This is a genomic window from Pseudomonas sp. JDS08PS003 (genome assembly GCF_045013505.1).
Classification (GTDB): domain Bacteria; phylum Pseudomonadota; class Gammaproteobacteria; order Pseudomonadales; family Pseudomonadaceae; genus Aquipseudomonas; species Aquipseudomonas protegens_B.
The window spans coordinates 4,513,199-4,536,948 of the sequence record NZ_CP120724.1 but is presented as its reverse complement, the minus strand read 5'-3'; the positions used below and the strand labels follow the sequence as shown (position 1 = coordinate 4,536,948).

Sequence of the window (23,750 nt, the reverse complement as noted above, 5' to 3'; positions counted from 1 at the left end):
GCTGTCTCCTGTGAGAAAGGGGCTGGAGCCGTGCTTCAAATGAAGATTGCTCATGATCAAGGCGGGGGATTATCGAGGATTTTACCGGCAAGCGGCCATTGCCAGGGTGGCCTGGGCGTATTTCTGACGAGGGATCAGCAGTTGGGCCGGGCCGGGATGCAGCTGTTCGGCCATGGCCAGGGCAGCACTTTCGGCAACGCCGTAGCAGCCGGTACGTTCAAAGGCGATCTGTGAACGGTGGCTGAGGCGCAGGGCATAAGGTGCCAGTTGCATGCTGCTGAAACAGGTCAGTGGCAGTGCCAGTTGCTCGGCCAACTCCAGCAGACCGGGCTCGGCCTGTTTCAGGTCGATGCTCGCCAGGGCGAAAACCTGCTGCGTATCGATGCGATGGGCTTCCAGCACCTGATCCAGCAGCGCGCGCAGCGTGGTCACCGGGCAGCCTTTCTGGCAGCCCAGGCCGACCACCAGGGTCGACGCTGCGCGCACTTCGATCATGCCGAGTACTGATCCGTGTTCCTGCGCCGGAACAACCAGGCGCTGATCAGCCCGAGGGCCAGCCAGAAGGCGGCGTTGGTCAACTGCGAGGCGATTTTGAATTGTGCCTCCAGCTCTTCCGGGGCCAGCATCGAATGCACTTCCGGTTGTGGCGCGCCGATCACGTGAGGCACGGCGATGATGGCCGCGCCCAGCAGTTTCAGCAGCCAGTTGCCGGCGAACACGATCAGGGCAAGGCCCACGGCGGTGGAAGCGGCAGCGCCGACCCACCACACCTGGCGCTGTACCAGGTCGGCGGCGGCGGTGCCCGGCAACTCCGGTGGCAAGCCCAGGGTCGGCGCCAGGCAGAAGGTCGCATAACCCGCCAGGCCCCAGAGCAGGCCCTGGGAGGTGCGACTGGGCGCCCGCAGGGTGTAGAGCCCGGCCAGCATCAGGGCGAAGCCGACGGCCACCACCAGATTGCCGCCCGTGGTGGACAGCACTCGCTGCCAGCCATCTTCCGGTTCCCAGGCTTCGGCGTCGTGGCTGTGGCCGGCCATGGCGCCTTCGGCGTGTTCATGGACTTCTGCGGCCGGGGCCTTTTCATAGGTTTCCGCCTGCAGAATCAGCGGGGCCACCCAGAAGCTTTGCAGCAGGGTCAGCAGCAAGGCCGCCAGCAACCCGGTGAACCCTGCGGTTTGCGCAATACGCTTGATCATGTCGGCAGGTCTCAGTGGCAAGGGAAAGCAGCGCTGTGACGGGTGTCGTGGGCGGCGTTGTGCACCGCTTCGATATGGGAGAAGCCGGCGAAGTACACCAGGCAGGCGCCCAGCAGCGAAGCGCCGATGGCGGCCACCAGGCGCTGGCTCAGGGTGGAGGTGCTGCTGGTGGAATGGCTGGTGCTGCTGATGATCGACATGGCGCTTCCCTCTGGAGTGTCAGCGGGGAGAGTGGCGCAGGAAAACCCCGCGTGACCGGCACGCAGGGTTTGCAACAGCGCCCGCCCACCGCGGGTTTGTTATGTGTGTGTTGCGGGCCGGTCTCCGGGCTGGCGAGGGGCAGGGGCCGAGTCATGTCGGACCGTGCCGGCAAGTGTCGCCTTCCCATGCCTTGGCACAGTGGATCTGACACTTCGCTCGCTTACCGTTGCGGGGGCAGCACCGGACTGGTCACGGCTTTTGTAGTAAAGCACGTGATTCACCGGTTTCCCGTTTCACCCTGTGAAGGGCACCCGTAACAAGGCGCGTAGGAAATCATGGCCGGGGTAACGTCGTCAATTGCGGACGCCGGCGCATTGCCGATTGACCGTCCCCCGCGCTCTGCGTAGCCTTGCGCCTTCGAGGTTCTTCGACCAGCGGTCGAAGCTAAGAAGGGAACGCGGTCGATGCCGCGGCTGCCCCCGCAACTGTGAAGGGTTTCATTTCTGCAAGGCCACTGCATTCGCGTCCGGAACGCCTGCGGGAAGGCGCAGAAACCGCCAGTCCAATGACTGGCAAGCCCTCAGCCAGGAGACCTGCCTCGATCCCAGATTCTCACTACAACCGGGCGGGGTGATCCGGTGGCGAAATCTCCGCGCGCTCCTGCGCTGCGGCTCTCGTCCCGTTTGCCCGCCACCTTTGCCAAGGGGCATCCGATGAAAACACTGGCCAAACTTCCCGTCACCATCGTCACCGGCTTCCTTGGCTCGGGTAAGACCACCTTGCTGCGGCACATGCTGGACAACGCCCAGGGCCGGCGCATCGCGGTCATCGTCAACGAGTTCGGCGAGCTGGGCATCGATGGCGAGATCCTCAAGCAATGCTCCATCGGCTGCACCGAGGAAGAGGCCAGTGGCCGGGTCTATGAGCTGGCCAACGGCTGCCTGTGCTGCACCGTGCAGGAAGAGTTCTTCCCGGTGATGCGCGAACTGGTGGCGCGCCGCGGCGATCTGGATCACATCCTCATCGAAACCTCCGGCCTGGCCTTGCCCAAGCCCCTGGTCCAGGCCTTCCAGTGGCCGGAAATCCGCAGCGCCTGCACCGTCGATGCAGTGATCACCGTGGTCGACAGCCCGGCCGTGGCCGCTGGCACCTTCGCCGCGTTTCCCGATCAGGTGGACGCCCAGCGCAAGCTCGACCCCAACCTGGACCACGAATCGCCCCTGCATGAGCTGTTCGCCGACCAGCTGTCCAGCGCCGATCTGGTGATCCTCAACAAGACCGACCTGATCAACCCCGAAGACCTGGCCAAGGTGCGCCTGGAAGTGGCCGAAGAGCTGCCGCCAGCAGTCAAAGTCATCGAAGCCAGCAGCGGCCGCCTGCCGCTGGACGTGCTGCTGGGCCTGGGCGCCGGCTCCGAGGAGCACATCGACGGCCGCCACAGCCACCACGATCACCACCACGACGGTGACGACGACCACGACGATCACGATCACGACGCCTTCGATTCCATCTCCATCGAACTGCCCCAGGCCGACGAAAGCCTGCTGCTGGACGCCCTGACCCAACTGGTGGTCAAGCACGGCATCCTGCGGGTCAAGGGTTTTGCCGCGATCCCCAACAAGCCGATGCGTCTGCTGATCCAGGGCGTGGGCACGCGCTTCGACAAGCACTTCGACCGCAAGTGGGGGGCTGACGAAGCCCGCACCACGCGCCTAGTGCTGATCGGCCAGGAACTGGACGCCGCTCAGCTCGAAGCGCAACTGCGCGCCGCCCTCAGCGTGTAACCCATGCACCTGCTCAGGACCCAGCCCGGCGGTTTCGTGTCGGATGACAATATTGCCGACCTTGGACAGACCCCCGCCGAGCTGGTGATCCTGTGCAGCGGCGACTCCAGCCTGGCGCTGCTGGCGGACGCTGCCGAGCAATTGCCCGAGGACTACCCCAGCTTTCGCCTGGCCAACCCGATGCAGGTGCAGAACCATGCGTCGGTGGACCTGTATGTGGACGAAGTGCTGCGCCACGCCAAGGTGATCCTGATTTCCCTGCACGGCGGCATTGGTTACTGGCGTTACGGCGTCGAACGGCTGGTGGAACTGTCCCGACGCGGAGTGCAGTTGATCCTGGTGCCGGGGGACGATCGCCCGGACCCGGAGCTCAGCGACCTGAGCACGGTACCGGCCACCGAGCGTGATCGCCTGTGGCAATACTTGCGTCAGGGCGGCCGCGATAACGCCTTGAACTTCTATCGTTGCCTGGCCAGCGGCCTGCTGGGGCGCGACTACCCCTGGAGCGAACCGCAGACCCTGCCACGCACGGCGATCTATCACCCACACAAAAGCCAGGCCACCCTCAGCGACTGGCAGGCCGATTGGCAGCCCGATCAAGCAGTGGCGGCGCTGCTGTTCTACCGTTCCCACCTGCAGGCGGCCAACACCGGTTTTATCGATCTGTTCTGCCAGCGCCTGCAGGCGGCGGGGCTCAACCCCTTGCCGATGGCCGTGGCCAGCCTCAAGGAAGCCGGTTGCCTGAGCCAGGTGGAAGACTGGCTGGATGCAACCGCGGCCGGGGTGATCCTCAATACCACCGGCTTTGCCCAATCCAGCCCCGAAGCCCCGCACCTGCGGCCGTTCCGGCGCAATATTCCGGTGATCCAGGCCATTTGCGCCCAGGACAACGAACCCGGCTGGCGTGACAGCGAGCAGGGCCTGGGGCCGCGGGACCTGGCCATGCACATTGCCTTGCCGGAACTGGACGGGCGCATCATCAGCCGGCCCATCAGTTTCAAGGACCTGGCCTGGCGCAGCGAGCGCAGCCAGTCGGATGTGGTCTGCTATCGCGGCCAGCCCGAGCGCATGGATTTTGTCGCCGAACTGGCTCGACGCTGGGTCGAGCTGGGACGCCTGGACAATGGCCAGAAGCGCATTGCCCTGGTGCTGGCCAACTACCCGACCCGGGATGGTCGTATTGGCAACGGCGTCGGCTTGGACACCCCGGCCGCCGCGCTGAACATCCTCAAGGCCCTGCACGCCGAAGGCTACCCGCTGCCGGCCGAGTTGCCCGCCAGCGGCAGCGAGCTGATCCGGCAACTGCTGGGCGGGGTCAGCAACGACCTGGACAGCCTCGACCAGCGCCCGTGTCAGCAAAGTCTGGCCCTGGACGACTACGCGGTGATGTTCCAGGCCTTGCCGGAAGCCAATCGTCAGGCCGTGCTAGCGCGCTGGGGCGCACCGCAGCAAGACCCGATGTTCCGCGACGGGCGGATGATGATCGCTGGCCTGCGCTTTGGCCTGACCTTCGTCGGCATCCAGCCGGCCCGGGGTTATCAGGTGGACCCCAGCGCGGTCTATCACGACCCGGATCTGGTGCCGCCCCATGGCTACCTGGCGTTCTACTTCTGGCTGCGCCAGACCTATGGCGCCCATGCGCTGATCCATGTCGGCAAGCACGGCAACCTGGAATGGCTGCCGGGCAAGGGCGTCGGCCTCTCGGAGAGTTGCTGGCCGGATGCGCTGCTGGGCCCGCTGCCGAACATCTACCCGTTTATCGTCAACGATCCGGGGGAGGGCGCCCAGGCCAAGCGCCGCACCCAGGCGGTGATCATCGACCACCTGATGCCGCCCCTGACCCGTGCCGAAACCTACGGCCCGCTGCGTAATCTGGAGCTGCTGGCGGACGAGTACTACGAAGCCCAACTGCTGGATCCACGTCGTGCCCGGGAGCTGCAGCGGGACATCCTGCAACTGGTGCGCGAGACCCACATCGACCGCGAGTTGCAACTGGGCGAGCAGCTCGACAGCGACGCCGATGCGGCGATCTGGCTGCCGCGCCTGGACACTTACCTGTGCGACCTCAAGGAATCGCAGATCCGCGATGGCCTGCATGTGTTCGGCGAATCCCCTGACGGCCGACTGCGCATCGACACCCTGCTGGCCTTGCTGCGCATTCCCCGGGGCGATGGCAAGGGTGCCCACGCCAGCTTGCTGCGAGCTTTGGCCAAGGCCTTCGGCCTGGGCTTCGATCCCCTGGACTGCGCCCTGGCCGAGCCCTGGACCGGGCGCCGTCCGCAGCCGTTGCAACGGCTCAGCGAGGCCTTGTGGCGCACGGCGGGTGACGTGCGCGAACGCCTGGAGCTGTATGCCGCCGCCTTGATCGAAGCCGCGCTCCAGGGCCCGCTGGCGCAGTTGGACGAGGCGGGCTGGGAGCCGGTGCAGGTGATCATCGAGGCGTTGCGCGAGGTGGTCGCCCCGCGCCTGGACGCTTGCGGCCTCGCAGAAATGCGCGGCCTGCTGGACGCCTTGAGCGGCCGCTTCGTTCCCGCCGGCCCCAGCGGTGCGCCGAGCCGTGGCCGTCTGGACGTGCTGCCCACCGGGCGCAATTTCTATTCGGTGGACGTGCGCAACCTGCCCACCACCACCGCCTGGCGCATCGGTTTCCAGTCAGCCAGCCTGATCCTCGAACGCCACCTGCAGGACCACGGCGACCACCTGTTGCAGTTGGGCCTGTCGGTCTGGGGCACCGCCACCATGCGCACCGGCGGCGACGACATTGCCCAGGCCATGGCCCTGATGGGGGTGCGTCCAGTGTGGGCCACCGGCAGCCAGCGGGTCGACGATTTCGAGATCCTGCCCCTGAGCCTGCTGGACCGGCCCCGGGTTGACGTAACCCTGCGGGTGTCCGGGTTCTTCCGTGACGCCTTCGCCAACCTGATCCGCCTGTTCGACGCGGCGGTGCAAGCGGTGGCGGCCCTCGACGAACCCGATGACATGAATCCGCTGGCGGCCAGAGTCCGCGCTGAACGCGCAGCTTTGATTGCCTCCGGTCTGGATCAGGACACCGCCGCGCGTCAGGCCGGCTGGCGGATCTTCGGCGCCAAGCCCGGGGCCTATGGCGCCGGGGTCCAGGGGGCCATCGACGGCCGCCTGTGGCAGAGCCGCGAAGACCTGGCCGAGGTCTACTTGAACTGGGGCGGCTACGCCTATGGCGGCAGCGACGAAGGCACTGCCGCCCGTGAGCAGTTCGCCTCCCGCCTGAGCCAAGTACAGGCGGTGCTGCAGAATCAGGACAACCGCGAGCACGACCTACTGGATTCCAACGACTACTACCAGTTCCAGGGCGGCATGCTGGCGGCGGTGGAAAGCCTCAGCGGCGCCAAGGCCGCCAGCTACCACGGCGACCACAGCCAGCCGGACCTGCCGAAGATCCGCACGCTCAAGGAAGAACTGAACCGGGTGATCCGCTCGCGGGCGGCCAATCCGAAGTGGATCGAAGGGGTCAAGCGCCATGGTTACAAGGGCGCCTTCGAAATGGCCGCGACCCTGGACAACCTGTTCGCCTTCGACGCCACCACCGAGCTGATCGACGATCACCAATACGCTTTGCTGGCGGACGCCTACCTGCTGGATGACTCGACCCGCGAGTTCGTTCGCCAGCATAATCCCCACGCCCTGCGCGACATGACCGAGCGCCTGCTGGAGGCTCAGCAGCGTGGCTTGTGGCAAGAGCCCGGCGATTATCGTGAAGCCCTGGAAAACCTGCTGCTGGATATAGAAGAAGATTCCTGATTCGGCGTAGATCGCGAGCAAGCTCGCTCCTACAACGGCAATGCCCTACCTGTAGGAGCGAGCTTGCTCGCGAAGGCGTCCTCCCAGACACCCCTGACCCGACCCAAGCGAGACCCCGACATGAGCGACACCCCCCATTTTCCGCTGTCCGCTGTGGTCGGCGCCGACGCCCTGAAACTGGCCCTGTGCCTGACCGCCATCGACCCGAAGATCGGCGGTGTGCTGATCGAAGGCCCCCGGGGCATGGCCAAGTCGACCCTGGCCCGGGGCCTGGTCGACCTCTTGGCCAGCGGGCAGTTCGTCACCTTGCCCCTGGGCGCCACCGAAGAGCGCCTGGTGGGCACCCTGGACCTGGATGCCGCCCTGGGTGAAGGCCGGGCGCAGTTCTCCCCGGGGGTTCTGGCCAAGGCGGACGGCGGCGTGCTCTATGTCGATGAAGTCAACCTGCTGCCCGACCACCTGGTGGACCTGCTGCTGGACGTGGCCGCCAGCGGCACCAACCTGATCGAGCGCGACGGCATTTCCCATCGCCATTCGGCGAAATTCGTGCTGATCGGCACCATGAACCCGGAAGAGGGCGAACTGCGTCCGCAACTGCTGGACCGCTTCGGCCTCAACGTCGCCCTCAGTGGCCAGACTGCGCCGCTGGAGCGCGGGCAGATCATCCGGCGGCGCCTGGATTTCGACAGCGATCCCCAGGGCTTCTGCGGCCAATGGGCCGAGGCACAAACAGCGTTGCGCGAGCGTTGCCAGCAGGCCCGAGCCCTGCTGCCAGCCATCGCCCTCGATGACCGGTCCCTGGAGTTGATCACCGAGCGTTGCTTTGCTGCAGGAGTCGACGGCCTGCGTGCCGATCTGGTGTGGTTGCGGGCCGCCCGAGCCCACGCCGCCTGGCGCGGTGTGAGCGCCATCGCCGAGGAGGATATCGACGCGGTGGCCGAGTTCGCCTTGCGCCACCGCCGCCGGGAGATTGCGCCCAACGCGCCTCAATCAGGACAAAGCCCCCAGGCACCGGCATCACACAACGCTCAGCCCAGCGAAGGCCAGGGCCAATGGGGCGAAATGCCGGCCCAGGCCCTGCCGACCGGCGCCCGTCGTGAAGTGCCCAGCTGGCCAAAAAAGCCCTAGGCATTCGTCCCCGCACTGACCGGGGGGCGGATGCCAAGCCCCGGGCGGGGCACCTGGATCAGGGCCGGCAAGGCAAAAGCCGCGAGGCCCGCGCCGGTTCCATCAACTGGCCCGGCACCTTGCTCAAAGGTCGGCCGCGCCTGCGCCAAGACCTGCTGTTTCGCCTGCGCAGCCGCGCGCCCCATGAACTGTGGCTGGTGATCGTCGACGCCTCGGCCTCGACCCGTCGGCACTCGGCCCTCAGCGACGCCAAGGGCCTGCTGGCGCAACTGTTCGACGACGCCTACCGCCGGCGTGCGCGCCTGGCCCTGCTCACTGCCAGCGGCCAAGCGCCCCGTTGGCAGGTCCAGGGCCTGAAAGCCTCCAAGGACCTGCGCCACTGGCTCGACGGTCTCGGAGCTGGCGGTGGCACGCCCTTGCTACAAGCGTTGGCCGAGGCCGCCCAATGGCTGGAACAGCGCCAGCGGCGCCTGCCGGCGGAGCGCCAGCGCGTGCTGCTGATCACCGATGGCCGGCTGAAAACCCTGCCCGCCCAGATACCCCTCAACTGCCCGACCTTGATGCTCGACATCGAACGCGGCCCGATCCGCCTGGGCCGCGCCCGGGAACTGGCGCAGCTTCTCAACGCCGACTACCGCCACCTCGACGCCCCCGTGTAGGAGCTGGCTTACCAGCGAAGGCGTCGTCCGGGGCGGTGCAAGGCTTGCGGGCCTCTTCGCCGGCAAGCCGGCTCCTACAGGGGGCGGGGCGTTTCGAGGGATGCCCATCTCCCCGTAGGAGCTGGCTTGCCAGCGAAGGCGTCGGTCGGGACGGTGCAAGGCTTGCGGGCCAATTCGCCGGCAAGCCGGCTCCTACAGGTGGCGGGGCGTTTCGAGGGATAAACATCCCCCCGTAGGAGCTGGCTTGCCAGCGAAGGCGTCGGTCGGGACGGTGCAAGGCTTGCGGGCCAATTCGCCGGCAAGCCGGCTCCTACAGGGGGCGGGGCGGTTCGAGGGATAAACATCCCCCCGTAGGAGCTGGCTTGCCAGCGAAGGCGTCGGTCGGGGCGATGCGTGACTTGCGGGGGCCTAGTGCCTGGGTATCGCGGGAACGGCTACGCTTTGCGCTGTCTTTCACAGGAGTGAATCCATGCGGGTACTGGTGCGTAACGATAAGGACGATTTCCGGGTCAAGGCCTATGCCGGGACCAACGGCGTGTTGCTGGCCATGGATCTGGATGCGTCGCGGCGCAAGGGGCTGCTGGGCTTCGCCATCGAGAAACAGGTCGACAGCAAGCCCTGGCTGTTTCTGTTCAATAGCCTGACCTTCCCCGGCAAGCCCCACACCTTCCCCCAATACAACGCCACCCCCAGCGATCAGGCGCCGCTGCAGAAATTTCGCTGGGCCGACTACGCGGTCCGTCCCGGCACCACCCTCAACTATCGGGTTCACCTGGCCTACGGCAGTCCCGATGCACTGCAACTGGGTGAGGCCCTGGAACTGAGTATCACCGCCGACAACGGCCAGCCCCCGGGGCAACGGGTGATCTTCAACCGTGCCGTGGCCGCCAGCCAGGCCTTCTCGCGCAAGTTTCCCGAACTGGATGGGTTGCTCAGCAGCAACAAGAAACTGCCCATCGAGGCCTGGCCCGACGCACCCCGGCAATGGCTGGAAAACGGTTTGCTGGAGGAGCTTCTGGGGTTTATCCAGCGCGCCACGGATGCCAGCTGGAGCCTGGATATCGCCATCTACGAGTACCAGTTGCAGGCCGTCATTGACGCGGTCAACGCCGCCTTCGACCGTGGCGTGCAGGTGCGGGTGCTGTACCACGCCGGCCCCGGGGACGACGACACCACGCAGAACCAGGCCAGCCTGCAGCACCTGCCCGAGGACAGTAAACGCGGGCGGGTGACCCACGCGATCTTCCACGACAAGTTCATCGTCCTCAGCCGCCTCGACGCCGCCGGCCAGCGTCAGCCCGAAGCGGTGCTCTGCGGCAGCACCAACTTCACCGCCAACGGGGTCTACCGCCAGGCCAATGTGCTGCACAGCCTCGATCACCCGGACATTGCCGGGCGCTATTTGCAGGTATTCGAGCAGATCTGGCAGGCGCCGACGGACGTGGGTGCCACCCGCAAATGGTTGACCCAGAACAATCCCATGCAGCCTGATGCACCGCTGTTCGCCGGTTTTTCCCCGCGCAGCGGTCAGGGCGATCTCAGTGAGTTCGTCGACATCATCAACAGCGCCCGCCGCGACCTGCTGTTCGTCACCGCCTTCGCTTTGCCCGACAGCATTCTCGACGCCTTGCTCGGCCAGCCCCACGACGATGTCCTGCGTTATGGCCTGCAAAACACCGCCAGCCGTATCACCGGCTTCCACGCCGACCGCACCGCCGAATTCGCCGCCACCGCTTTGCTCAACAATGGCCTCGAGGGCTGGCTCAAGGAGGGCCTCAAGGGCCAGAAGGGCAACCTGCTGGTGCACACCAAGGCGCTGGTTACCGACTTCACCAGCGAGGCCCCGGTGATCATCAGCGGCAGCCACAACCTCAGCGTCGGCGCCAGCCAGAGCAATGACGAGAACTTCCTGATCATCCGTGGCGACACCGATCTGGCGGATCGCTACGGCCTGGAACTGCTGCGTTTCTACGAGCATTACCGGTTTCGCTATTTCGCCAGGCAGTTGGCCCTGAAACAGGTCCAGCCCCTGGCGATGGACGACAGCTGGAGCAATGACTACTACCTGGACGGCGACCTGCGCCAGCTGTCGCGCCTGCGTTTTTCCGGGCGCTGAACCGAGCCGCCGAACGGCCTGCCACCGGTCCGCTTTTACGGGGCCGGAACAGGCAAATTGATATCACCTGATCTAGCGTTGCCAGCGGAGCGAGCGCTCCCTCCGCAACGGAGCCTTTTCAGGGAGATAAATCATGGTTTATATACGGCGTGATGTAGGGAAATTGAGCGGCGATTGGGACCCGACCCTGTTGTGGTATGCCAGAGCGGTGGGCGTCCTGCGCCAGCGCCCGATCACCGATCGCACCAGTTGGCGATTCCTCGCGGCAATTCACGGGTTCTCCGAGTCGTGGTGGAGGATGGACGGCTACCTCAAGGCCGGTGAGGCACTGCCCAACGAAGCGGAACAGCTGCTGTACTGGGACCAGTGCCAGCATGGCAACTGGTTCTTCCTGCCCTGGCACCGCGGTTACCTGGCGTCCTTCGAACAGATCGTCCGCGATGTGGTCGTCCAGCTGGGTGGTCCCAAGGATTGGGCGCTGCCTTACTGGAATTACAACGAGGGGCAGCAGTCCCTGCACCTGCCCGCGTGCTTTGCCGCCAAGACCCTGCCCAACAATGAGGGGCCCAACCCGCTGTATGTTGAAAAGCGCTTTGGCCTTTCGGGCGACGGCAACGTGGTGCTCGATGGCAGCCTGATCGGTCTCGGCTGCCTGGATGATCCGCTGTACGAAGGCAATGTCAGGGGCACCCCGCCAGGGTTTGGCGGCGTGCCGGATTCCTCGCTTGACAGCGGCGTCCCCGGCGGCCTGGAGTCGTCCCCGCACAACATCGTCCATACCGAAGTGGGTGGCTACGACCAGGTGCGAACCGCACCCGACGGTTCTCGGTATACGGTTCGTGGCCTGATGAGCTATCCCAATACCGCCGCGCTGGACCCGATCTTCTGGCTGCACCATGCCAATATCGACCGCTTGTGGCAGGTCTGGCTAGACAGCTCCGCCGATCACAGCAACCCCGACAAATCGGACTGGTACAACGCCCCCGACAGCTTGAGCCGGTCGTTTATCGTACCCACCGTCAGCGGCGAGCCGTGGAAGTTCAAGGTGGTGGAGATGCTCGATACCCTGGCGCCCAAGCTCAACTATCGCTATGACACCAGCGCTGCCGCCAAGAGCCCGGTCAACCTGCTGCACCTGCGTTTGCAGCGTCTGGGACTGGAGGCCGATCAACTGCAAAACTTCAGCGCAAACGGAGCACTGATGGCCAAGGAACCGGATACAGAACTGATAGGCGCCAATCGCGCACCGCTGGAAATAGTCGGGCACTCGGTGCAGACCTCGGTGCAGTTGGACAAGCAGGTCACGCAGCAAATGTTCAACAGCCTGAAGTCGAACCTGTTCGCGGCCAGCTTCACGCCGCCGGACCGGGTCTTCCTCAATCTGGAAAACATTCGTGGCAACTGCGATGCGGTGCTGCTGGAGGTCTATGTCAACCTGCCGCCCGATGCCGACCCAAGCCAGCATCCGGAGTTGCGCGCCGGCGTCTTGTCGCTGTTCGGCGTGAGCCAGGCCAGTCGTACCGACCGTGAGCATGGCGGGCACGGCATCACCGAGGTGTTTGAGATCACCGATATCATCGATGCCCTGCACCTGGGGGGTATCACCTCGGCGGATCAGCTGAATATCCGCCTGGTGTCCAGGGCAGCAGTGCTGGCCGAGAACCAGATCACGGTGGCGCGGGTCAGCCTTACCCGGCTGGGCGGTTGAGGGGCGTGCTACGCGGGCTGCGACCTTCGGGCCAGAACCCGCGGCCCTGGTTGCTGCTGACCAGCCTGGTGGGCTGGGGGTGGTTGCTGGGGTCGACGGCGATGCTGTCGATTCCGGCGTTTTGCGGCAGCCTGCCATTGGCCGGTTATGCCCTGGGCTGGCAGGGCATCGAGCAGGCGTTGCTGTTCAATCCACCGCAGCAACTGTTGCTGGGCTGGTGGCTGATGCTGCTTGCCATGCTGCCACTGCTGTTGGTGCAACCCTTGCTCTACGTCTGGCACCGTAGTTTGCGGCGCAAGCGTTGGCAGGGCGTTGCCCTGTTCGTGCTGGGCTTCGGTGCGGTCTGGAGCCTGGCAGGCGTGGTGCTGATGGGGCTGGTGGTGGCGGTTCGGGTGTGGTTTGGCCTGAGTGCGTGGCAGGGTTTTTTCGCCGTGTTGCTGCTGTGCCTGGTCTGGCAGGCCTCGCCGTTCAAGCAACATTGCCTGAACCAGTGCCACCGGCAGCCGCGGATCAGTGCCTTTGGCCTGGGCTACCTGAGGGACTGCCTGGGTTTTGGCCTGTCCGCCGGGGCTTGGTGCGTAGGTTCCTGCTGGCCGCTGATGCTGTTGCCGGTGCTGCTGGAACAGGGGCATGTGGCGCTGATGCTGCTGGGCATGCTGTGGATGCTCTACGAACGCCTGTTGCGGCCTCGGGTTTTGCGCTGGTACTGGCCCTGGCCGCGGCATCCGCGGGGTCTGTCCTAGTCGTTGCCTGAGGTTGCCCAGGGGCGGGGCGCCCGCGATTGCGATCCCGCCCCTGGTAGCCTTTGCCTAAGGCCTACAACCGCGGCGCCGGGCTCACCGTGGCATTGCGCCAGGCGGTTTGCAGTTGCTCCTCGAGCAACGCCGGGACCGGCTTGCCGGGCTGGTTTTCCAGGCTCAGCTTCAGGCCGTTGAGGGAGCGGCCGCTGAGGCGGTTGCCCGCCAGATCCTCACGGAACACCTGTTCCGCCTCGGCATAGCGTTTCTGCGCCAGCAAGGCATAACCCAGGGACTCGCGCAGGGTGTAGTACCAGTCCGGCGGCTCGTTGTAGGCCAGGGCGTCTTGCACCTCCACCGCCTTGCGCCAGGCGGCAATCTGCTGCTGGCCGGCATCGCCCGTCAGGGCCTGCAGGTCAGCGTTGAGGCCCTCTTTAGCGTTGTTGAATACCTGGTTGCCGAGGTTTTTGAGGGCTGCCAGATCCAGTGGGCCGGCAGCACCGGTCTGGGCGCGGTCGAGCAGGATCAGGTTGGCGATGCGCAGCAGCTGCAGCGCCGGATTGTTGCCATATTGCAGGGCGTTCTTGCCGGTCAGGGGCTGGGGCGAGGTGGCGACGGCCTGCCAGAAACCCTTGAGGGCATCACGGGCCTGGTCCTGGTTCAGGTTCTGGGCGCTCAGTTGCCGGTACGCCAGGGCATAGGCTTTCATCAGTTGGGTGTAGGGCTTGGTCAAGTCTTGCCAGGGCTTGTCCGTTCCCTGGTTCGCCTCGCGGCAAGCCTGGTTGATGCTGGCCAGGCCGGCGTCGATCTTCGGTTCGATCCGTGCCAGGGCGTCCCAGCCCTCGAAGCGCACGGCGAAGTAGTAGGGCACCGCGTAGAAGTAGTCGGTCTTGGTCTTGAGCTCTTCGGGGTACTGCTGGCAAAGGAAGGGCACGGCCGAGTAGCGGGTGGTGTTCTCCACCAGTTCCTCGGCCATGTTCAGGGATTCGTTCTGCCGGCCTTCGATGGACAGGGTCCAGGTCAGGAAGTGAATGTTGTGCCCCAGGTAGTGCAAGGCATAGGGGCTTTGCGGCTGGACCTGGTGGGCATAGGCGCGGTCCACCGAGACTGCGGTGTAGTTGGCCACGCTGGCCAGGTTGTTGTTGCCGGTGCGCTGGTAGATGTGCGAGGCCATGTGCACCAGATGGCCGATGGCCGGGTTCTGGTCGCGAAAGCGATTGGCCATGGGCAGGCCGCTGTCGGGGAACGGTGATTCTTCGATGGCGTGGATGTAGAAGTGATTGGCCCCGGTGTGCTGCTGGTCCTGGACCAGTACCCGGTTGAGCACTTGCAGGGCCTCGTAGGCGGCGTCGGTCGGCTTGACCTGATTGGATACGGCTTCGGTGCCGTCCCACCATTTCCACGGGTCGCGGCTGAGCAAGGCGTCGGCGTACAGGGTCGCGGCATCGAGGTCGTCAAAGTAGTTTTCCGACAGGGTTTTCATGGCGTCGGCGTAGCGCTTGTTGCCCTCATCGCCGAGGCTGACCTGGCCGTCCTTTTCGCTATACAGGCTCAGCAGTGCCTTGGCGTAGTCCACCTCGCGCTGCAACTGACGCTGGCTGAAGGCGGCTTGAGCGGCGCTGTCCTTGAGCCGGGCGCTGGCGTGCTCCAGGGCGATCTGAACCGAGCGGTAGGCCAACTGGTTGCAACCGGTGGTGGCGACACTGTTGATGTTGGAGTTGGCCGACAGCGCGATGCCCCAATAGGGCATGGCCGAGCCTTCGTCGAAGCGGCTGGCCTGGTAGAAGGCGCGGATCGCCGCCGAGAAATTGAAGCCGTATTGCAGGGCCATGCCCTGGCTGTAGAAGGCCTGGACCTGCTCCGGCTGCTTGAGGCTGACCAGGGGGTAACGGGTGCCGCCCAGGCCCGAGAGCAGTTGGTCGCCCTCGGTGTCCTGGGGGCTGACGCACTTGTGCAGCACTTGCAGGTAGGGCGTGTCCGGCGGCACCGGGGTGAAGCCGCCACTGTGTTCATCGCTGCCGTGGTTCATGGTGTGGGCCAGGGCGCAGCCGCTGACCAGCAGCAGGCCGGCGGCCAGGGTAGAGCGCAGGAAGGGGACGTCCATGCTGTGTTGCTCCTAAGAGGACATGCTCGGCAGGAGCCGGCTTGCCGGCGCAGGCGATCTTAGCGACCTGTTCGCCGGCAAGCCGGCTCCTACAGTGGGCGGGGCAATGACAACCGCCGGGGTTCAGTCGTTGTCGTGGCTATGGCGGGCGACGAACAACGGGCCGTCCGGCTTGGCCAGGCGCTTGATCTGCGGTGCCAGGTCCTGCCGGGGAATCACCACCTGGATCAGCGCCGGGCGGTCCTTGATCTGCAGCAGCTGCGGCAGCAACTGTTCCAGCCCGGCCCGGGTCGAGACCTTGAACCCCTCGGCGCCGAAACCCTTGGCCAGGGCCAGGTAGTCCCAGCTTGGCAGGGTGTCGAATGGGGCGAACTGGCCGCCGGGTTCGAAGGCGTCAATGTCGACGAAAGCCTGTTCGATGGCGTAGACCTCGTTGCTCATGACGAACACCAGGGCGTTGATCCGGTTGCGTGCCAGGGTCGACAGCGACTGGCAGATCATCATGAAGCCGCCGTCGCCGGCCACCACGATCGGCCGCCGACCGCTGCCCATGGCCACCCCCAGGGCGCAGCCGGTTTCGTGGCCCAGGGAACCCCAGATGGCATCGGCGACAAAGCTGTCCCGAGGTAGGCCGTTGAGGTTGCTGGCGGCATACAGGGCCGAGCTTTCACCGAGGATCAGGCTGCTGCTCGGCCACAGATTCTGTTGCCGGGCAAAACCGTCGAGGATCTCCAGGAACAGGTCGTAGCCCAGGGCATCGTCGGCTGCGCCCTGTTGCAGCAGCGGCGGGCGCGCGGGTTCAGGAACCTGGTTGCGCAGAGGGTAGTCGCTGTCCAGGCCCATGGCCCCCAGCAGCCGTTGCACATAGTCCGGCAGCGGTATGTGGGGGTAGTACTGCAGGCCCGTGCGGGCCAGTTGGCTGTTGACCAGGATGATCCGGCTGAAGTCCTTGTTCAGCAGTTGCAGGTAGTCGTCGGTGAAGATCACCCCCAGGGCCAGGATGCAGTCCACGTCCTGCATGAAGGCCTGGGTCCACAGGCGCGAAGCGGTGCCGGCGCAGGTGCCGATGAACTGCGGGTGACTTTCGTCGACCACGGTCTTGGCTTCCAGGCTGGTGGTGAAGGGCAGGCCGCTGGCCTCGATCAGGCGCATTACCTGCTCCTGCAGGCCGTAGCGGGCCACTTCGATGCCCAGCATGATCAGCGGCGAGCGAGCGCTGCCCAGGCGCAGCAGGCTAGCCTCGATGACGGCGCGCATCGAGTCCTCGTCGCAGCGCGTAGCCCGCGGTTGCAGTTCGCCCTGAGGGCGCGGGCAAGGTTCGCCCCAGACGTTCTGCCAGGCCTCCAGGTAGATCGGCCGGCGCTCGCTGATGGCCTTGACCAGCGCCTCATCGATCAGCGCCGGGGCGCGCAGGCTGTCGTCAAGGATCAGGCTGGCCACGGTCACCGGCTCGAAGACCTTGCGGCCCACGTCCAGATCACCGGTGGAGTGGTGGAACAGCACATCCTGGGACCAGATCAGGTTGCGGTTCTGCGCCGACGGGCTGGCGCTGATCAGCACCAGCGGATTGCGTTCGACATAGGCGCCGGCAATGGCATTCAGGGCACTGAAGGTGCCGACGCTGTATTGCAGCGATACCGCGCCGATCCCGGTGTAACGGGCATAGCCGTCGGCCGCGTAGGCGGCTGCCATCTCGTTGATCTCGCCCACCGCGTCGATGCCGTCGAAGTCGTCCAGGGCCGACATGAAGTGCGAGACGTAGTCCCCCGGCACCTGGAATACCTTGGTCAGGCCCAGTTGCTGCAGGCGGGTCAGCAGGTAGTCGGCGACGGTGAAGTTGTCATTGCTGGCCATGGGCGATCCCCTCGTAGGCGAACTGGGTGACGCTGTCCAGGGTCTTGGCGCAGTCCTGGCAGGGCAGCGGCTGGGCGCCGGGCAGGGTGCAGCCGTCCGGGGTCGGCACCGGCAGCAGGGCATAGTCCTTGGGCAGCCAGTTGGGGCGCTTGAGGCCAAAGAAGTCCTGCAGGGTCGACTCGGCCACGGTCAGCGCGCCTTCCACCCAGCCCTGGCCCATGGAATAGGCCTCGCCGACGATATGGATCTGCTGGTCGGCCACCGGTTTGCGCATGCGGCACAGGATCTGGTCGATCCGGTAGTTGGCCTTCCATTCGTGCCAGCCGCCGCCGTAGGGATCGGCGTCCCAGGCGTGGTAGACCGCCGAATAGGGGCGTGGCAGCTCCACCTGATCATGCAGTTGAGTGACTTGCATCTGCGCCACCCGGACCATTTCGTCGCTGACCTGGAACTCGCTCCTGGGCACCACTGCCGCGGCTTGCAGTTGCCCGGCGAGGCTGGAGGGCACATGGCCGACAAAGGGCGCACCGCCTTCAAGGCCTTTCCAGAAAGGCACGGTGCCGATGTCGTTGTAGGAGGCCATCAGCAACGAGTTGAGGTTCGGCTGGCCACCGGGCTGTTCGCATTCGGTGCCCATGTAGTAGACCTGGCGCACCGGCAGGTCGGTGACCGAGCGCCCGGCCACCAGCCCGAGGCTGCGCCACCAGGGCTGTTCGTAGGCCAGAAACAGCTTGAACGCCGACTGCATCAGCACCGAGCCGAGGTTTTCCTTGAGCCAGGGATCGTCGAACAGCGGTGCATCGATCAGCTCCAGGGCGCGACGAGGCATGGCCAGGATGATCTGCTTCGCCTTGACTACCTGGCTGCCGCCGACGTCCCGGGTGCTGCCCTGCTCGGTGACGGTGCTCTGGAAATGCAGGCGATAGGGGAAGTCGCGGTCCTTGGCGTAGCTGATCTGCACCAGGCGCTGGTTCATCTGCACCCGTTGGGCGCCGGGCAAGATCCCTGGCAGCTTGCGGAACTTGGCCTCCAGGGTCAGGGGCAGGCTCTGGAAACCCTTGGTCAGGGTCAGAAACTCGGTGTCGTCGCTGTATTCGGTGGCGGGCAGCTGGGTGACCGCGCTGGCGTTGGCGACGTTGGCGTCGTAGCCGCCGGCGTCCTTCATGAACTGGTAGCCCTCATTGCTCATGACCCGGTACAGCAGGTCCCAGAAGCCGTAGCGCCAGATCTCCTTGCCGAACACCTTGACCTGCATCTGCTGGCACAGGCTGAGCTGGTCGAAGCCCGGGTAGACGTAGTTCATCACCTTGACTTGCAGGTCCTCGGGGCCGAAACCACGTTCGGACCAGGCCAGGTCGTAGGGGATCTTGTGTGGCGCTTCCTTGAAGTCGCGATACCGGAAGCGCTTGCCCCGCAGGTAGAACAGGTTGTTCAGCGAGCCCACCGGGGGCGGCGCGCCCATGGGGAATTTCTGGCTTGGCAGGCGTAACTGCTTGACCAGGCTGTCCACCAGCACATGGCCGGTGGGGCCGGGGATATAGCGCATGCCGCCGACTTCCGCGACCACGTTGGGCAGCCCCGGCAGGTTGATGCTGAACAGCCGGCCGCCGATGCGGTCGCCATATTCGAACAGGCCGACACGCAGTTTTTCACCTTGTTCATGCTGCAGGCGCCAGGCGCTGTAGGTGCCGGACACGCCCCCACCGACCACCGCGACATCGAGTTCGAGTTCTTGAGGTTTCATGCTGAAGTCCTTTTCGCTGGAAGGCGGACAGGGAGGTCCGTCGCGACCTAGTATTGTCCAGTTTTGGCGAAATGCCAGTTTGCCATTAGTGCGTGTTTCGGCCCGTGTGTACGGGGCTTTGAAGATTATTGTCGGACAATATTCGAGGCTGCTGGCGCTGGCCGGCGGGGCCCTCTCCGAGGGGGCTTGAACCGTCGCTGCAGCGTTGGACAGGGCCGCGCCAACTGCGTAGTTTTCACGGACTGCGCACAAGGACTCCGCCATGTCTCCGGACCTGACTTCCATCGAGCTGTTTCTCAAGGCCCTGACCCTGGGCAACCTGTCTCGGGCTGCCGAGCAGTCGCACCTGTCGCTGTCGGCCGCCAGCCGGCGTCTGTCGCTGCTGGAGCAGCACTTCAAGGTGGCGCTGCTGACTCGCACCTCCACCGGGGTGCAGCCGACCGCGGCCGGGCAGGCCCTGGCCGAACATGCCCGGAGCATCCTGCGGGCGGTGGATGTGATGCACGCTGACCTGGCCGACTTTGCCAAGGGCGCCACCGGCCGGGTCAGCCTGTACGCCAACAGCTCGGCGATGAGCCAGGAACTGCCCCGGCAATTGACCCAGTGGAGCGACCTGCACCCGGGGATTCGCGTGGACATCCGCGAGGAGCGCAGCCGCGAGATTCTCCTGGCGGTGCGCGACGGCATCGCCGATGTGGGCATCGTTACCACCTTGCCCCAGGCCCGGGACCTGTACTTCAAGCCCTATTGCCGCGACCGTCTGTGCCTGATCGTGCCCCAGGATCACCCGTTCAAGATGAGCCATGCGCGTTTCCAGGACCTGTTGGGCTACGACTTCGTCGGCCTGGAGGACAACGCCGCCATCACCCCGTTGATCACCGAGGCAGCGGCTGCGGTGAGCATGCCTCTGCGCCTGCGGGTGCAGGTGCGCAGCTTCGAGGCGGTGTGCCGGCTGATCGCTGCCGGGCAGGGCGTGGGGGTGTTGCCCCAGGGCGCGGTGCAGATCTTTCGCAAGGAGATGGCCTTGCGTTTTATCGAAATCGACGACCCCTGGGCCGATCGTCAGATGTTCCTGTGCCGACGTCTGGAGCAACCGTCCCTGGCCAGCCGCGAGCTGTTCGACTACCTGGCTGACTGCGACCAGAGCGGAGCGCCGCCGCCCTAGTCGCGCGCCCCTGGCTGGCTGGCGCCGCGAGCCTTCGAATTTTGCGAAGGCGGTTTCCACAATGAGCAATTCCCCTGGGTGCTTCCCCGTGCCCAGAATGGGCTCGCCCTTGCGCTTGACCTGCCTCAATAACAACAACACGTCAGACCAGGAGATACGGCTTGTCCAGGATCAATTCCGCTGTAAAACCGTGCCACCGCATTGCCGTGATCGCCGGTGACGGCATCGGCCGCGAAGTGGTGCCCGAAGGCCTGCGCGTGCTGGAAGCCGTCAGCCGGCGCTTCGGCATCGATCTTGAGTTCGATCATTTCAACTGGTGCAGCGAGCACTACCAGGTCCACGGCAGCATGATGCCCGAGGACTGGGCCGAGCAGATCGGCGACCACGAGGCGATCTTCTTCGGCGCCGTCGGCGCCCCCGACATCGTCCCCGACCATATTGCGGTCTGGGACTCGCTGCTGAAGATCCGCCGCCAGTTCGACCAATACGTGAATATCCGTCCGGTGCGCCTGATGCCCGGAGTGCCGTGCCCCCTGGCCGGACGGGTGCCGGGGGACATCGATTTCATCGTGGTCCGGGAAAACACCGAAGGCGAATATTCCAGCGTCGGTGGCCGCATGTGGGAGGGCACCCCGCGGGAGATTGCCCTGCAGGAGTCGGTGTTCTCCCGTCACGGTGTCGACCGGGTGGTGAAGTACGCCTTTGAACTGGCCAGCCGCCGACCCCGGCGCAATCTGGTGGCGGCCACCAAGTCCAATGGCATCGCTATCACCATGCCGTTCTGGGACGAGCGGGTGGAGCAACTCGCCAAGGCCTATCCCCAGGTCGATACCCGCAAGTTCCACATCGACATTCTCTGCGCGCACTTCGTCCAGCACCCGGACTGGTTCGATGTGGTGGTGGCTTCCAATCTGTTTGGCGACATCCTTTCCGACCTGGGTCCGGCCTGTACCGGGACCATCGGCATTGCACCCTCGGCCAACCTCAATCCGGAGCGTCTGTACCCTTCGCTGTTCGAGCCGGTGCACGGTTCGGCGCCGGACATCGCCGGTCTCGGGGTGGCCAACCCGATCGGCCAGATCTGGTCGGCGGCCCTGATGATCGAACACCTGGGGCAGGGCGACGAGCTCTACCAACGGGCCGCGGCGGCGATTGTCGGAAGCATCGAGACGGTGCTCGCCGAAGGCCCGCGCACCCGGGAAATGGGCGGCAACGCCAGCACCGTGGAAGTGGGTAGGGCGATTGCCGAGTGTCTGGCTGGAAACAGGAGCTGAGCTGATGAGTCTGGAACACTACATCGACAACCAATGGCAAGCCTCGTCCTGGGCCGAGGACATTCCGGTACTCGACCCCAGCACCGGCATCAGCTACGCGCGCATCGCCCGCGGCACTGCCGAGGACATCGACCTGGCGGTGCAGGCCGCGCAGCGGGCCCTGGGGGACAACTTCGATGGACCCTGGGGCAGCCTTTCGGCACTGGAACGTGGGCGCCTGCTGGCGCGTCTGGGCCAGGCGGTGCTGGAGCACCATGAAGAGCTGGCGCAGATCGAGGCCCGTGACACCGGCAAGGCGCTGAAGGTGGCCCGGGCCGACGTCACGGCCCTCGCGCGCTACTTCGAGTACTACGCCGGGGCCGCCGACAAACTCCACGGCGACACCTTGCCCTATCAGGCCGGCTACACCGTGCTCACCGTGCGCGAGCCCCACGGCGTCACCGGGCACATCATTCCCTGGAACTACCCGATGCAGATCTTCGGCCGCAGCGTCGGCGCCGCTCTGGCGGCGGGCAACGCCTGTGTGGTCAAACCCGCCGAGGACGCCAGCCTGTCGCTGCTGCGGCTGGCGGAACTGGCGGCCAAGGTCGGTTTTCCGGCAGGCACGATCAACGTGGTCAGCGGCTATGGCCACGAAGCCGGCGCGGCGTTGTGCGCCCATCCTGGCGTCGCGCATATCTCCTTCACCGGTTCCACCGGCACCGGCGCCCTGGTGGCCAAGGCCGCCGCCGAGCGCCATTGCCCGGTGACCCTGGAGCTGGGGGGCAAGTCGCCGCAGATCGTGTTTGCCGACGCCGATGTGGAGCGGGCGCTGCCGGTACTGATCAACGCCATCGTGCAGAACAGCGGCCAGACCTGTTCTGCCGGCAGCCGCCTACTGGTGCAACGCAGCCTCTACGAACCGCTGCTGGAGCGCCTGGCCCAGTGCTTTGGCCAACTACGTGCCGGGCCCTCGGAGCTGGACCTGGACCTGGGCCCGCTGATCAATCAGAAGCAGCTGCGCCAGGTGCGCGAATTCGTCCGTGAGGCCGAAGCCGCCGGCATCCCGGTGGCGGCGCGCGGGCAGGTGGTGGCCGAGGCCGGCAGCGGTGGCTACTTCCAGGAGGCGGTGCTGTTTCGCGATGTACCGCCAGACAGCCGTCTGGCCCGGGAGGAAGTGTTCGGCCCGGTGCTGGCGGTGATGCCCTTCGAGGACGAGGCCGACGCCATCCGCCTGGCCAATGACAGCGCCTTCGGCCTGGTGGCCGGGGTCTGGACCCGGGACGGTGCGCGGCAGTTGCGCATGGCCCACAAGCTGCGTTGCGGCCAGGTGTTCATCAACAACTACGGCGCCGGAGGCGGTGTCGAACTGCCCTTCGGCGGGGTCAAGGCCAGCGGTTATGGCCGGGAGAAGGGCTTCGAGGCGCTGCTGGGTTTCACCACCTTGAAGACCATTGCCATTCGTCACGACTGAGGGCCGCCACGACGGCGGCCCATAACAACAAAAACAGGAGTCACTCCCATGCGTCTAGCCAACAAGACTGCCATCGTCACCGGCGCCGGTTCCGGCTTTGGTGAAGGTATCGCCAAGACTTTCGCCCAGCAGGGCGCCCGGGTCATCGTCGCCGACATGAACGCCACGGGCGGCCAGCGGGTGGTGGACCAGATCCGCGCCGCTGGCGGCCAGGCCCACTTCATCGAGGTCAACGTGGCCCAGGACGCCAGCGTTGGCGACCTGCTGCGCAATACCCTGGAGCAATACGGCGGCCTGGACATCGTGGTCAACAACGCCGGCACCACCCACCGCAACCGGCCGATGCTGGAAGTGGACGAGGCCGAGTTCGACCGGGTGTTTGCGGTCAACGTGAAAAGCATCTACCTCAGCGCCAAGCACTTCGTGCCGCATTTTCGCGGCCAGGGCGGCGGGGTGTTCATCAATATCGCCTCCACCGCGGCGATCCGGCCGCGCCCGGGGCTGGTCTGGTACAACGGCAGCAAGGGCGCGGTGGTGGTGATGAGCAAGACCATGGCCGCCGAGCTCGGGCCGGACAACATTCGCGTCAATTGCGTCAACCCGGTGGTCGGCGCCACGGCCCTGCTCAGTGAGTTCATGGGCGTGCCGGACACCCCGGAAAACCGCCAGAAATTCATGGCCAGCATTCCCCTGGGACGTTTCTCCACCCCTCAGGACGTGGCCAACGCCTGTCTGTACCTGGCCTCCGATGAGGCGGCCTTTATCACCGGCACCTGCCTGGAAGTGGATGGTGGACGCTGCGTCTGATGATCTGTAGAAAGCCCTTTGGCTAAATCCAAACCCAGCTACGGAG

The 23,750-nt window shown here is 65.6% G+C and carries 17 protein-coding genes and 2 riboswitches; of the genes, 11 read left to right on the top strand and 6 right to left on the bottom strand.

The window, feature by feature from the left end:
• Positions 1 to 81: 81 nt before the first annotated feature.
• Genes P7C00_RS20105 through P7C00_RS20095 form a run of 3 tightly spaced genes read right to left on the bottom strand, consistent with a single transcriptional unit; the run spans position 82 to position 1,393 of the window.
• Positions 82 to 495 (bottom strand): cobalamin biosynthesis protein, encoded by a 414-nt coding sequence (locus P7C00_RS20105; RefSeq protein WP_346635319.1) that lies wholly within the window; start codon positions 493 to 495, stop codon positions 82 to 84.
• On the bottom strand, positions 492 to 1,193 hold the full coding sequence (locus P7C00_RS20100; RefSeq protein WP_346635320.1) for a CbtA family protein: 702 nt from the start codon (positions 1,191 to 1,193) through the stop codon (positions 492 to 494). Before P7C00_RS20100 ends, P7C00_RS20105 begins: the two co-directional genes overlap by 4 nt.
• Positions 1,194 to 1,204: 11 nt before the next feature.
• Positions 1,205 to 1,393 (bottom strand): CbtB-domain containing protein, encoded by a 189-nt coding sequence (locus tag P7C00_RS20095; protein WP_123725945.1) that lies wholly within the window; start codon positions 1,391 to 1,393, stop codon positions 1,205 to 1,207.
• 97 nt (positions 1,394 to 1,490) lie between these two features.
• Positions 1,491 to 1,724, bottom strand: a riboswitch (cobalamin riboswitch).
• Between the two features lie 73 nt (positions 1,725 to 1,797).
• Positions 1,798 to 2,010, top strand: a riboswitch (cobalamin riboswitch).
• Between the two features lie 97 nt (positions 2,011 to 2,107).
• On the opposite strand from P7C00_RS20095, the gene cobW reads away from it, so the two are divergent.
• The 7 genes from cobW to P7C00_RS20060 all read left to right on the top strand — a co-directional run bounded on the left by cobW (position 2,108) and on the right by P7C00_RS20060 (position 13,309).
• Positions 2,108 to 3,178, top strand: coding sequence for a cobalamin biosynthesis protein CobW (gene cobW / locus P7C00_RS20090; protein ID WP_102881550.1), 1,071 nt, complete (start codon positions 2,108 to 2,110; stop codon positions 3,176 to 3,178).
• 3 nt (positions 3,179 to 3,181) lie between these two features.
• Positions 3,182 to 6,955, top strand: coding sequence for a cobaltochelatase subunit CobN (gene cobN, locus P7C00_RS20085; protein WP_346635321.1), 3,774 nt, complete (start codon positions 3,182 to 3,184; stop codon positions 6,953 to 6,955).
• Positions 6,956 to 7,075: 120 nt separating this feature from the next.
• Entirely contained in the window at positions 7,076 to 8,083 is a 1,008-nt protein-coding gene (locus tag P7C00_RS20080; RefSeq protein WP_346635322.1) for an AAA family ATPase, read from the top strand.
• A gap of 53 nt (positions 8,084 to 8,136) precedes the next feature.
• A complete protein-coding gene (locus P7C00_RS20075; protein ID WP_346635380.1) occupies positions 8,137 to 8,742 on the top strand; it encodes a VWA domain-containing protein in 606 nt (201 codons plus the stop codon).
• Positions 8,743 to 9,211: 469 nt separating this feature from the next.
• Positions 9,212 to 10,858 carry a phospholipase D-like domain-containing protein gene (locus tag P7C00_RS20070; protein WP_346635323.1) on the top strand — a complete coding sequence of 549 codons (1,647 nt, stop codon included), beginning with the start codon at positions 9,212 to 9,214 and terminating at the stop codon, positions 10,856 to 10,858.
• A 133-nt stretch (positions 10,859 to 10,991) separates the two neighbouring features.
• Complete coding sequence (locus P7C00_RS20065; RefSeq protein ID WP_346635324.1) at positions 10,992 to 12,566, top strand: tyrosinase family protein; 1,575 nt, start codon at positions 10,992 to 10,994, stop codon at positions 12,564 to 12,566.
• Between the two features lie 5 nt (positions 12,567 to 12,571).
• Positions 12,572 to 13,309, top strand: coding sequence for a DUF2182 domain-containing protein (locus P7C00_RS20060; RefSeq protein WP_404937208.1), 738 nt, complete (start codon positions 12,572 to 12,574; stop codon positions 13,307 to 13,309).
• Between the two features lie 73 nt (positions 13,310 to 13,382).
• Here P7C00_RS20060 and P7C00_RS20055 read toward each other — a convergent pair whose 3' ends face one another.
• The 3 genes from P7C00_RS20055 to P7C00_RS20045 all read right to left on the bottom strand — a co-directional run bounded on the left by P7C00_RS20055 (position 13,383) and on the right by P7C00_RS20045 (position 19,005).
• Positions 13,383 to 15,407, bottom strand: a complete 2,025-nt coding sequence (locus P7C00_RS20055) for a hypothetical protein (RefSeq protein ID WP_404937207.1) — start codon at positions 15,405 to 15,407, stop codon at positions 13,383 to 13,385.
• Positions 15,408 to 15,530: 123 nt separating this feature from the next.
• The gene (locus P7C00_RS20050; protein WP_404937206.1) at positions 15,531 to 17,261 is read right to left on the bottom strand and encodes a thiamine pyrophosphate-binding protein; all 1,731 of its coding nucleotides are present in this window, start codon (positions 17,259 to 17,261) and stop codon (positions 15,531 to 15,533) included.
• Entirely contained in the window at positions 17,248 to 19,005 is a 1,758-nt protein-coding gene (locus P7C00_RS20045; protein ID WP_404937205.1) for a flavin monoamine oxidase family protein, read from the bottom strand. Before P7C00_RS20045 ends, P7C00_RS20050 begins: the two co-directional genes overlap by 14 nt.
• A gap of 262 nt (positions 19,006 to 19,267) precedes the next feature.
• Between P7C00_RS20045 and P7C00_RS20040 the strand changes: the two genes are divergently transcribed.
• The 4 genes from P7C00_RS20040 to P7C00_RS20025 all read left to right on the top strand — a co-directional run bounded on the left by P7C00_RS20040 (position 19,268) and on the right by P7C00_RS20025 (position 23,704).
• The gene (locus P7C00_RS20040; protein ID WP_346635329.1) at positions 19,268 to 20,170 is read left to right on the top strand and encodes a LysR family transcriptional regulator; all 903 of its coding nucleotides are present in this window, start codon (positions 19,268 to 19,270) and stop codon (positions 20,168 to 20,170) included.
• Positions 20,171 to 20,331: 161 nt separating this feature from the next.
• A complete protein-coding gene (locus P7C00_RS20035; protein WP_346635330.1) occupies positions 20,332 to 21,444 on the top strand; it encodes a tartrate dehydrogenase in 1,113 nt (370 codons plus the stop codon).
• A gap of 4 nt (positions 21,445 to 21,448) precedes the next feature.
• The gene (locus tag P7C00_RS20030) at positions 21,449 to 22,897 is read left to right on the top strand and encodes an aldehyde dehydrogenase family protein (RefSeq protein ID WP_346635331.1); all 1,449 of its coding nucleotides are present in this window, start codon (positions 21,449 to 21,451) and stop codon (positions 22,895 to 22,897) included.
• Positions 22,898 to 22,945: 48 nt separating this feature from the next.
• On the top strand, positions 22,946 to 23,704 hold the full coding sequence (locus P7C00_RS20025; protein ID WP_346635332.1) for an SDR family oxidoreductase: 759 nt from the start codon (positions 22,946 to 22,948) through the stop codon (positions 23,702 to 23,704).
• Positions 23,705 to 23,750 lie beyond the last annotated feature (46 nt).